General features: G+C 38.6%; 8 protein-coding genes. 5 read left to right on the forward strand and 3 right to left on the reverse strand.

Annotated features, from left to right (window positions below):
* Positions 1–17 precede the first annotated feature (17 nt).
* The 3 genes from lpxB to KIM67_RS06210 are packed head-to-tail and all read left to right on the forward strand — an operon-like array spanning position 18 to position 3,733.
* Positions 18–1,130: a lipid-A-disaccharide synthase gene (gene lpxB / locus KIM67_RS06200; RefSeq protein WP_213830476.1), complete on the forward strand. Its 1,113-nt coding sequence runs from the start codon at positions 18–20 to the stop codon at positions 1,128–1,130.
* Between the two features lie 33 nt (positions 1,131–1,163).
* Positions 1,164–1,709 carry a C40 family peptidase gene (locus tag KIM67_RS06205; RefSeq protein ID WP_213830477.1) on the forward strand — a complete coding sequence of 182 codons (546 nt, stop codon included), beginning with the start codon at positions 1,164–1,166 and terminating at the stop codon, positions 1,707–1,709.
* A gap of 47 nt (positions 1,710–1,756) precedes the next feature.
* The gene (locus KIM67_RS06210; RefSeq protein WP_250149175.1) at positions 1,757–3,733 is read left to right on the forward strand and encodes a ComEC/Rec2 family competence protein; all 1,977 of its coding nucleotides are present in this window, start codon (positions 1,757–1,759) and stop codon (positions 3,731–3,733) included.
* A 29-nt stretch (positions 3,734–3,762) separates the two neighbouring features.
* Here the strand turns inward: KIM67_RS06210 and KIM67_RS06215 are convergent, their stop codons facing one another.
* Positions 3,763–5,295 carry a peptide MFS transporter gene (locus KIM67_RS06215; RefSeq protein ID WP_213830479.1) on the reverse strand — a complete coding sequence of 511 codons (1,533 nt, stop codon included), beginning with the start codon at positions 5,293–5,295 and terminating at the stop codon, positions 3,763–3,765.
* A gap of 17 nt (positions 5,296–5,312) precedes the next feature.
* The gene (locus KIM67_RS06220) at positions 5,313–7,472 is read right to left on the reverse strand and encodes a S9 family peptidase (RefSeq protein WP_213830480.1); all 2,160 of its coding nucleotides are present in this window, start codon (positions 7,470–7,472) and stop codon (positions 5,313–5,315) included.
* Positions 7,473–7,660: 188 nt separating this feature from the next.
* On the opposite strand from KIM67_RS06220, the gene KIM67_RS06225 reads away from it, so the two are divergent.
* Together KIM67_RS06225 and KIM67_RS06230 are read left to right on the forward strand one after the other, a co-directional pair.
* Positions 7,661–8,977 (forward strand): hydroxymethylglutaryl-CoA reductase, degradative, encoded by a 1,317-nt coding sequence (locus KIM67_RS06225; protein WP_213830481.1) that lies wholly within the window; start codon positions 7,661–7,663, stop codon positions 8,975–8,977.
* Entirely contained in the window at positions 8,977–9,885 is a 909-nt protein-coding gene (locus KIM67_RS06230; protein WP_213830482.1) for a GYDIA family GHMP kinase, read from the forward strand. The genes KIM67_RS06225 and KIM67_RS06230 overlap by 1 nt, the downstream gene beginning before the upstream one ends.
* A 58-nt stretch (positions 9,886–9,943) precedes the next feature.
* Here KIM67_RS06230 and KIM67_RS06235 read toward each other — a convergent pair whose 3' ends face one another.
* Positions 9,944–12,064 (reverse strand): peptidylprolyl isomerase, encoded by a 2,121-nt coding sequence (locus tag KIM67_RS06235; protein ID WP_213830483.1) that lies wholly within the window; start codon positions 12,062–12,064, stop codon positions 9,944–9,946.
* Between the last annotated feature and the right edge of the window lie 41 nt (positions 12,065–12,105).

Below are 12,105 nucleotides of genomic sequence, written 5' to 3' on the forward strand. Positions count from 1 at the left end.
AAACTTGAACTTAACTAATGAAATACTACATCATAGCTGGCGAAGCCTCGGGAGATCTCCATGGGTCTAACCTCATCAAGGCACTTAAAGAGCAAAACGCCGATGCGAATATTCGTTGTTGGGGCGGTGATTTAATGCAAAAAGCGGGGGGTGATTTAGCCAAGCATTATAAAGACATGGCTTTCATGGGTTTTTTGGAAGTCCTCAAGAATATTCCAACTATTTTCAAGAATATTTCCTTTTGTAAAGAAGATATCTCAAGGTTTAATCCTGATCAAATTATTTTCATCGATTTTTCTGGCTTTAATCTTCGGATAGCTGAATGGGCAAAGAAAAATAATTTCAAGACCAATTATTACATATCCCCCCAAATCTGGGCGTCTAGGGAAGGAAGAATTAAAAAGATAAAACGTGATATCGATAACATGTACGTGATACTTCCCTTCGAGAAAGATTTTTACGAGAAAAAGCACGATTACCCCGTACATTTTGTGGGTCACCCCCTGATCGATGCCATAGAAAATACCAAAATTGTTGATGGGCATCTATTCAGAGAAGAAAATGGATTAGATCCAAAAAAGCCAATAATTGCACTCCTGCCCGGAAGTAGAAAGCAAGAGGTACAGAAAATGCTGGAAATCATGCTTTCTGTGAGAGGTGATTTTCCAGGATACCAATTTGTAATTGCGGGTGCACCAAGTTTATCGGATAGTTTTTATGCTTCCTTTTTAAAGGATAAAAACATCAATTATGTCTCTAACCAAACCTACTCGCTCTTAAAGCATTCGCATGCAGCACTGGTCACAAGTGGCACCGCAACTTTAGAAACGGCACTTTTTGGCATCCCTCAAGTCGTATGTTATAAAGGAAATTGGATTTCCTATCAGATTGCAAAACGAATTATTACGCTCGATTACATTTCTTTGGTCAACTTAATAATGGACAAAGAGGTTGTTAAAGAACTGATTCAGAGTGAATTGACAACTAAAAACCTTAGAAATGAATTATCAAAAATAATTGATGGGGGTGAAAGGGATACCATATTGAAAGATTACGATATGTTAAGAAAGAAATTGGGTGGAAAGGGCGCCAGTCAATTAGCAGCTAAATTAATCGCAGAAAATGCTTAGATTTAGCTTCCAAGAAGAAAAAGTTATTCTTGGATGTTAAAAAAAGCCCTTTATCTTATCGCAATCTTCTTCTTTTTTAGTTGTGGAACTAAAAAGAAAAGAACCTACAGCACTACCCCTCGAACAGTTTCTGTTGAAGCATCAAAAGAAGAGCCCCCTCCTTTTGAAATTCCAAAAAAGGAGAAGAGAAAAAACTCCAGAGCAGAAGATATCATTGCAACCGCAATGACGTTTTCCGGAACACGCTATAAATACGGTGGCACCACAAATAAAGGAATGGACTGTTCCGGACTTTTGTATGTTTCCCTTAAGGAAAATGATATCATATTTCCTAGAGCTTCGTATCAAATGGCAGAAGAAGGGAAGCGAATAAAAATCCCTCAAGTCCAAAAAGGGGACCTTCTCTTTTTTAAGACCGGAAAAAGTGGAAAACGCATCAATCACGTTGGACTTGTAGTTGACGTAAAAGGAGATGACATAAAATTCATTCACTCCACAACATCTAGAGGTGTTATCGTTTCTTCTTTACGTGAAGGTTACTGGAACTATGCCTTCGTGAAAGCTACGCGGTTTTTATAATGCGGTTTTTTAATTTTGTTTCTATAAAATTGAACCTATGCCTTATTATGGGCATTGTAATCGGCTTCTATTTTGAGATAGCACTATCCTTAACGTTTGTTACCGCTATTGTTTTATTGCCTTTTCTGTATTGGGCTCATAAAAAACAGCCCCGGGAAGGATTTCCATTTTTTGAATCAATAACAACTTTCATCACCTTAGCCCTTGGTGTTTTCATTGTTACTTTGGCGAAATCCAAAGATTTACCGAAACATTATTCAAAACAAAATCTTGAGAGGCCAAACTTGTGGGAACTTAAGATTGAAGAAAAGCTTAAGCCAAATCAATATTCAGAGCGTTATATAGCCAAAGTCATTTCTCTTGAAAATAAAAAGAGCACTGGGAAGATAATTTTGAATCTATTCGTAGATTCTACTATACGAAAGCTTCAGGTTGACAATGAATTGTTCGTTAATTTATTGTCCAACCGAATTTCCGCTCCACAAAATCCACATCAATTTGATTATAAAAGGTATCTGGAAAAGCAAGGAATATATCATCAAATCCAAGTTTATCCTGAAGCAATTATTTTAAAAGATAAAGCATCAACTACGCTTAAGGGCTTAGCTGCAAATTTAAGGGAACGCATCATCATAAAATTGAAGCAAGAGAACTTTGGCAAAGATGAATTAGGTGTTATTCAAGCACTTTTATTAGGTCAACGAAATGATATCTCAGAAGAAACCTATAACAGTTATATCGATGCTGGGGCAGTTCACATTCTAGCCGTTTCCGGACTTCATGTTGGTATTCTATTGTTGTTACTGCAGTTCTTGTTATCGCCTTTGGAGCGAATTCCAAAAGGAAAGACACTTAAGTTGGTACTTATAGTGGTTTTACTCTGGAGCTACGCTTTTATAGCCGGCCTTTCCCCGTCCATAGTGCGAGCGGTAACCATGTTCTCTTTTTTTGCTTATGCCATGTATTTAAATCGTCCAACAAATTCATTCAACATCGTGGCCTTGTCCATGTTCTTTATTCTGCTCTTCAAACCGCTGTTTTTGTTTCAAGTAGGTTTTCAGATGAGTTATGCAGCGGTTTTTGCGATTGTATGGATCTATCCAAAACTCCAACGTTTTTGGTTTCCCCATAACTATATTGCTCGTAAGATTTGGCAATTGATATCGGTAAGTGTAGCGGCACAATTGGGCGTCTTGCCCATAAGCCTTTTTTATTTTCATCAGTTTCCTGCTTTGTTCTTTGTTTCCAATTTGCTAATAGTTCCTTTTTTGGGATTGATTTTAGGACTCGGAATTTTAGTGATTGCATTATCGTTATTGGACCGCCTGCCCAACTTCATGGTTCAAAGTTATGATGCAATCATTACGGTCATGAACGCCATTATCGATTGGGTTGCCCATCAAGAGGGTTTTATCATTAAAAATATTCCATTTGATAGTGTCCAAATGATTTTGGGTTATATCATTATAATTTCCTTCGTTTTATTTCTTTCCAAACCAAAATTCAAGGCTATCCTCCCCTTATTTTTTGGAATTATTTTGTTCCAAGGATGGAACATTTGGAACCAATTCCGATTACAGGATAAAGAGGCCTTTGTTTTGCTCCATAAATCGAAGAATACCTCGCTATTGCATCAGAAAGGTGGTTCTTTAACAGTCTATACTACGGACAGTCTTGGTATGGCATCGGTAATTAATAACTATACAATAGCGGAGCGGAATCCTTCTATAAACTTTGTACCATTAAAATATAACTTTATTCTTGGCAATAAAGAGATATACATTATGGACAGTACCAGTATGTATCCTCAAAACAAAAACCTAGAGTTTTTAGTGCTGACCCAATCCCCAAAAATAAATCTGGATCGGATTATCGATTCCATCCAACCCAAAATTGTGATTGCAGACGGAAGTAACTTTAAAAGCTATATAGCGCGTTGGAAAGCCACTTGTAATAAAAGAAAAATCCCTTTCCACAGCACTCGTGAAAAGGGAAGTTATTCTTTTTATTTTGAGGAAGATTAGCGGTCCACTAATTTAAACCCTACTGGTTCTTAGTCATGGACTACAGTTTCTTCGTCCTCTGCACCGTGCGTCAATCGTTTTAATGGTTTTAACAGCAATAAGACCAATATGCCAAAAAGTACAGCGAATAAAAAGAGCCCCCCAAATACTTTAAGCTCACCTGCTTTTACCGAACTCTCACCGATGACACCAGCTACTTTATTTCCCAATCCAGTTGCGGCCCAGTATACCCCCATCATCAATGCCATATAACGTACAGGTGCCAATTTTGTGAAAAATGATAAGGATACCGGTGATAAACAGAGTTCACCAAGTGTATGGAAAAGATAAGCGAGCACTAACCAGTACATTGCCGAGCTTCCTTGACTCTCATATTGTAAAGAAGCGAATACCATGTAGGCAAAACCCACACCCATAATAATTACCCCAACGGCCATTTTAAATAAGGAGGTAGCCTCTTTTCCTTTTAGTTTTCTTCTGGCCCAAAAACTAGCAACAGCTACCGCGAACAAAATTATGAACCCTGGATTGGCAGATTGAAACCAAGCAGCTGGAACTTCCCACCCCAGTAACATTCTGTTTGTTTTCTCTTGTGCATACAGGTTCATTAAACCGCCCATTTGCTCAAAACATCCCCAGAATACGATTACCATTAAAAGAGAAAGTAGCAAAACGACGTACCTGTCCTTTTCAACCTTTCCATTTAGGTTTTTATAAATCATCATCATGAGTCCAGTGATAAGGGAAAGAAAAACAAACAGAATACCAAAGCCCCAATTATCAGGTCCTTCATAGGTGAATCCGGCATAAATCGAGTAGGCTAAAAGCAAGACCACGATTCCCAATTGCAGTGGAGATTTAAATAGTTGTGAAAAAAGTTCTCCAAGACTTATATCGGAAGATTTTTCTTCGACCGTTGGTGGATTCCCTACATGAATTAAATACCGTTGTCCATATAGATAGACGAGTAGCCCCAAGAGCATCCCTATACCTGCCATACCAAATCCGTAGTGCCAGCCATAAGCCTTGGCAACCAGACCTACGGATAAAGACGCTAGGAAAGACCCTAAATTTATACCTACATAAAATATACTAAAGCCCTTATCTCTTCTAATGTCTTTTTTACCATACAACCCTCCTACCATAGTAGATATATTCGGTTTCAGCATTCCGACACCCAAAATCACAAAACCTAGACCTGTATAATAGGCCCAAAGATCGTCTATGGCCAAAATACCATGACCTATGGTCAATAGTATAGCGCCTATCGTTACTGCTTTTTTCTGTCCCAGATACCTATCAGCCAAAAAACCACCTGGGATACTCATTACATAGACCAACATGGTATACCATCCATAAAGTGCCAGCGCTTCCGTCACTGTCCAACCTAATCCGCTTTGAGGATTATTTTCCAATGTTTGTGCTGTCATGTAAAGCGTTAGAAGGGCTCTCATTCCATAATAGGAAAAGCGCTCCCACATTTCTGTGAAAAAGAGCACATATAGCCCAACGGGATGTCCAAAAAGTTCTTTCTTGTGTGCAGGTTTTACAAGGTCTGACATATATTTATTGTGTTAGATTACAGGTTTGCTTTGATAAAATTGGTCATCTTGGTATACAAGTGCAATCGTGTATTTCCTCCATAGATTCCATGGTTTCTATCTGGATAAATGGCCCAATCAAATTGTTTGTTTGCTTGTACCAATGCTTCGATCATACGCATGGTGTTCTGCACATGTACGTTGTCATCGCCAGAACCGTGCACCAATAGATATTTGCCTTTTAAAAGTTCTGGATAGTTGAACGGAGAATTATCATCATATCCACTGGCATTCTCTTGTGGGGTCTGCATGTAGCGTTCCGTATAAATGGTATCATAGAATCTCCATGAGGTTACAGGGGCCACAGCAATGGCCATTTCAAAAACATCATTTCCTTTTAACAAGCAATTTGTGGACATAAAACCTCCATAGCTCCATCCCCAAATACCGGTTCTGTTCTCATCGATATATGATAGTTCGCTTAGTTTCTTTGCAGCTGCGATTTGATCTTCAACTTCATATTTACCAAGTTCTTTTTGTGTCACTTTTTTAAAGTCACGACCTTTTAATCCTGTACCACGGCCATCAACGCACACAACGATATAACCTTCTGAGACCAACAGTTGGTGCCAGTAGTCGTTAGAACCAAACCACCTGTTGGCTACCTGCTGCGAACCTGGCCCACTATATTGAAACATAAACAGTGGATACTTTTTGGTTTCATCAAAATTTACGGGCTTAATCATGTACATATTCAAATCGTTCCCGTTGATATTGATGGTGGAGAATTCTTTTGGACTTAATTCATATTCCTCTAGCTTATTGTCCAAGACCGAATTATTCTTGATTTCTTTTACCTCTTCACCGTCTGAAGCTATGTTCAATGTGAATTGATATGGTGTAGTGGCATCAGAAAATGTATTGATGAAATAGGTATAGTTAGCACTAAAATCCGCTGCATTGGTCCCTTCTTTCGTGGTCAATCTTTTCTTTTTCTTGCCGTTTGTTCCAATGCTATATACGTCTCTGTTTATAGAGCCATTTTCTGTGGATTGATAATAGATTCTATCTTCATTTTGGTCGTAACCGTAGTAGTTGGTCACTTCCCATTCTCCTTGGGTAACCTGGTTCATTAATTTTCCATCCTCATTATAAAGGTAGATATGATTGTAGCCATCTTTTTCGCTGGTCCAGATAAAACTATCATCCGCCAAAAAAGTAAGGTTATCGGTAACATCAACATACGCATTGTCCTTCTCTTCTATCAATATTGAGACTGAATTGTCTTTTGCATTGACCTCATGAAGTTTTAAATGGTCTTGATGGCGATTAAGGGTCTGAACACTTAAATAATTAGGATTGTTCATCCATTTTATTCTTGGTACGTAATAGGCATCCCCTAAATCAATATCTGAAATATTTCCTGACGCCATATCGTACATATGCAACGTTACCTTGGCATTTTCCTCTCCAGCCTTGGGGTACTTAAACTCATGCTGATAAGGATACAATTCCTGACCATACACGTCCATTGAAAAATGAGGTACATTGGTTTCGTCAAAGCGGAGGAATGCAATCTTGGTTCCGTTGCTGTTCCAGTCAAAAGCACGTACAAAGGCAAATTCCTCTTCGTATACCCAATCTGTAACCCCATTAATTATGGTTCCTTTATTACCATCGGTAGTAATCTGCTTTGTGATGTTTGTTACAATTTCAAAAACATACAGGTTGTTATCCTTTACATACGCTACTTTTGAGCCATCTGGCGAAAGTAATGGTTCTTGGATTTTCTCATCTGAAATCTTCACAACGGTTTTACTGGCCACATCATATACATAATAAATTCCCAGTTTTGATCGTCTAAATATTGCTTCGGTTTCCGTGGTGAGTATTATTTTGGATTCATCGGCACTGAACGTATAAGAACTAAAGAAAGGAATTTCATCTGAAGAAGTCACAATGGTTTCTACTTTCTCCGATGATTCATAATCATACTTATCCAAGCTACTGGAACGTGGCGAACGGTTGAAATTTAGGATCGTGTATTGTTCTCCATTTTTCATGGAACGGAGCACATCCATATATTCGGCTCTAAATGTACCTCCCCAGATATCCTCTAGGGTTATTTTTTTCTTTTGGGCTATTGTAACGGTTAAAAATCCGAAAACGGACAGGAACAGAAAGAACTGTTTTCTCATGAAGTCGTAAATTGATTAAAAACCATCAAGTTTACTAATATTTATTCAGAATATAAACTTTGATGTTACAATTGTAACAAGAATTATCCTTCAATACGATTACAGTATGACTTAAATAGAATGAAAAACCGCATTAGTACAATGAAAAATCGCATTATCCTTATATTTGAGGCCTTTAACCAAACATTATGAGCGTTCCTGTTGAAGGGTTTTCCAAGCTTTCCAAAAATCAAAAAATTAACTGGTTAGTAACCAATTATACCAAAAATCCTGAGGAGTCAAAAAAAGTATTGGAACAGTATTGGAACAATGACGCTTCTGTTCAAAAGCTTCATGATGAGTTCATAGAAAATACCATTTCCAATTACTACCTCCCATTTGCAGTTGCACCAAACTTTCTAATCAATGAAAAGCTCTATGTCATCCCCATGGCAATTGAAGAAAGTTCTGTAGTTGCTGCCGCTAGCAAAGCTGCCAAGTTCTGGTTGGAACGAGGTGGTTTTAAATCTGAAGTACTAGGTACGGAAAAAGTAGGGCAGGTCCATTTTATCTTTAAGGGAGATAAAGCCAAACTGCATCAATTTTTTAATACCATAAAACCTAACTTTTACAAGGACACTGCTTCTATTACTAAAAGTATGGAAAAACGTGGCGGAGGCATCAGCGACATCCAACTTAGGGACCTTAGCGATAAAATTGAAGGGTACCACCAATTGCACTGCACTTTCGAGACGTTGGACGCTATGGGTGCTAACTTTATCAACTCTTGCTTGGAACAGTTTGCCAAAACATTGCAAGAGGGAGCAGCTTCTTATATTGATTTCACCGATGAGGAAAAGGCCATCGAGGTTGTCATGAGCATTTTGTCCAACTACGTCCCCAATTGTTTGGTAAAAGCGGAAGTGAGTTGCCCAGTTGAAGCGCTGGACGGAGATACCATTGCACCCAATGAGTTTGCAAAGAAAATGGTTCGGGCTATAGAAATTGCAAAAGCGGAACCTTACAGAGCTGTGACCCATAACAAGGGAATTATGAACGGAATTGATTCAGTTGTTCTGGCTACCGGAAACGATTTTAGGGCCGTTGAGGCAGGAATTCATGCTTATGCTGCGAAAGATGGGAGTTACTCTAGCTTAACGCATGCCAGTATTGAAGATGGCATTTTCAAATTTTGGATTGAAGTCCCTTTGGCCTTAGGTACTGTTGGCGGACTTACTTCGCTTCATCCCTTAGTAAAATTAGCCATGCAGATTTTGCAAAACCCGACAGCTAAAGAGTTGATGCAGATAATTGCCGTAGCTGGATTGGCCCAAAATTTTGCAGCAGTACGGTCTCTTGTAACCACGGGCATACAAAAAGGGCATATGAAAATGCATCTGCTCAATATGCTTAACCAAATGGGTGCAACGGAAAACGAAAAGCAACAGCTTGTTGATTACTTTAAAGACAAAACCGTAACCAATGCTTCAGTTAGGGAGGCTTTGGAAAAGATTCAGGCTAAATAATGCAAAAAGAATTTTACAGTAACGGAAAACTATTGCTATCTGGGGAATATGCTGTTTTAGATGGCGCTTTGAGTCTTGCGATACCTACAAGATATGGGCAATCCTTAAAAGTAATCACCACGGATACGGGTTTTTTAGAATGGGAAAGTTTTGACGAAAACAACACTACGTGGTTTAAGGGATGTTTTGATGTAAAAAACCTAAAGACAATCGACGCTACCGATAAATCCATTTCCGAAACACTAATTGGATTATTGACAGAGGCCAAATCACAAAATTCCCGATTCTTAGAAAATTCATCAGGTTTAAAAGTGGAAACCAAGCTTACTTTTCCGCGAATATGGGGACTGGGCACCTCTTCCACACTAATTAATAACATCGCCCAATGGGCAGAAGTAGATGCTTATCAATTATTATGGAATGCCTTTGGCGGTAGCGGATACGATATAGCCTGTGCAAGGCATAACCAACCCATTCTGTATCAAAAAGAAAATAAAACCACACAGGTTGAAGAAGTCACCTTCCAACCTTCTTTTTCTAATTCCATATATTTTGTTTACCTCAACCAAAAGCAAAGTAGTAAAGATGCTATCACAGCCTATAGAAAGGAACAGTTTGATATGCATAGTTTAATTATTAATGTTTCTACGATTACCAAAAAGATGGTCAATACCACAGCACTTTCAGAGTTTGAATCCTTAATGCTGCAACATGAAGACATATTATCCAAAGTACTGGGCTTAGAAACCGTAAAATCCAAACTTTTTCGTGATTATCAAGGAGCTATAAAAAGCCTTGGTGCATGGGGCGGTGATTTTATTATGGCAACTGGCAGTACAAATGTTCCAGATTATTTTAAGGCAAAAGGGTTTGAAACGGTTATACCCTATGCTGATATGGTACTTTAAGAATTCAATAAAAAAGCCTCCCAAAAGGAGGCTTCATATATTTTAAATATCGTTATCGCTAGTAGAACGTAGCGCGTTTATCTTCTATTTCAGCTCCTTCTTTTAATGCATTATACACATCTCCATTAACTCTGTTTGAAGCACTGGTCTTTAACGTATTTGCATACGTACTAAAGTTATCAATTTGTGGAGCTTCCTCTTTTTTGGTCACCTTGACCTTGAACACTCCTGTTTCTCCCTTAATCAAACCAGAAGCTTTGTCCTGTTCCATGGCAAAAGCTGTACCAACGACCAAAGATTCACGTCCAGCACCTGGTATGGTTGGGGATTTCATGGTCAAGGCAGAAGCATTGGAAACGGTGACATTATTGTCTTTTGCAAAAGCATCCATATCTTTGCCTTGATTGGCAAGCATGATTTTTTCTGCTTTACGCTCTTTTCTAATCTTTGGCAATGCAGTGGCCGAAGCATCCTCAGAAGTCATTAAACCTTCTTTATACTTTTTGGTCAATTGCACCACGGCATATCCGTTATTGATATTAAAACGTTTGATGTCACCAACCTCGGTATCTTCGTTAAAAGCCCATTGCACAATACCTCTTTGTGCAGAAAGACCAGGAAGGTTTTCATCCATTTCCTTAATTTTATTAACTGGTCTTACGGTATGTTCGGAAGTTCTTGCAATATCCCCAAAGTCATCTGCCTTGCCATCCGTAGCAGACATTTCAAATTTGGTAGCTTCTGTAAACAAAGTATTTATTGTCTCTTCTGAAGGTTCTATTTCCCTGGAGAAAGTTGCTACTTGCACAACATCTTGTTTATCGTCCACTTTGATAACATGAAAACCAAACTGGGTCTCTACCAAGCCTATAGTACCTACATCGTTTCCAAAAGCAAAGTCATTGAACTCATCTGCCATTACACCCTCTTGGAAATATCCTAAATCACCACCTCTTGGCGCTGAAGGTCCATCAGAGTTATCTCTTGCCAGTGTTGTAAATACAGCTCCTTCTTCTTTAGCTTCGTCCAAAATCTCTTTTGCTTTTTCCTCCGCTTCTTCTTTTGTTCTTTTAATACTAGGGTTGGCACGTTCGGCACCTTCGTAAGCAAATAAAATATGACTTGCTTTTACGGTTCCATTGGGCTTTCTATTCATCACTTTAGAAACCTTGAAAAAGTTGCCATCACGATAAGGTCCGTAAATTCCCCCTACTTCTAAATCCATTAAACTATCGGCCACAACTGCAGGTAAATCTTTTTTGGCTTTAAAAATGGTATCGAACTTACTATCGGAATTTCTATCTAAAAAAGCGGCAACATCTGTAGCGTTTCTAAAACCTGGAATAGTATCTGTAGTATTTCTTTCCTGAATGTATTCAACAGTATCGTCCAAAAGGGCAGTCATTGCGTCTTCAACAGCTTTTTCATCTTCTACGGAAGCCTTTTCCTCAAAAAAGACAAATCTGATATCCCTAGCTTTTTCCTGTTTAAAATCTTCCTTGTGCTCATTTACATAAGCCTCAATATCTTTTTTTGAAACTTGAATGGTACTATCTGCAATCGAGGTATATGGCACTCGAACGTATTGGATATCGACTTTCTCGTTCGACATCCTATAATCAAATGCACCTTCGGTCAAGGTTGCACCAACGCCCCCTTTTATCAAATTAAAATATAGGCGTTCCTTCGCAGATTGTATAATGGACTTCTCATCTTGTAACCAAGCATCGTAACGAAGTGGGTCGTTTGCTTTCCAGTCTGCAATGGCGCTTTTAAACACCTCAGCATTAAATACTCCATTTTCATCTTGAAAATCGGGAATCTGCGCATAACCCGAGGTCTTTACAAACTCTACGATTTGGTCGCTCTCCACATTGATGCCCAAGTCTTCAAACTGCTGACCCAGGATTTCCTTTCTTACTTCTTGATCGTACACACGGCTTACCAGCTGTGTTGAAGATAGATTAGGGCCAAATCTTCTGGATGCAATCTCTACTTCTCTCCTAAAATCATCAATAGAAATACTTTCCCCATTCACCTCAGCTACTGCAGAACCAACTTTTCCACCTCCCAAATCATTGCTTGAGAAGACTCCTGATATTACAAATGCGAACAAAGCAAGACCGATTATCAAAATCAGTACTGTAGTTCGTTTTCTAATATTCTCTAATATTGCCATTTTACTACTTGTTTTCTATAATTTCAGTGGGCGAAAATACC

Origin of the sequence: Flagellimonas sp. 389 (assembly GCF_018449435.1) — a bacterium.
In the GTDB taxonomy this organism is placed as follows: Bacteria; Bacteroidota; Bacteroidia; order Flavobacteriales; family Flavobacteriaceae; genus Flagellimonas.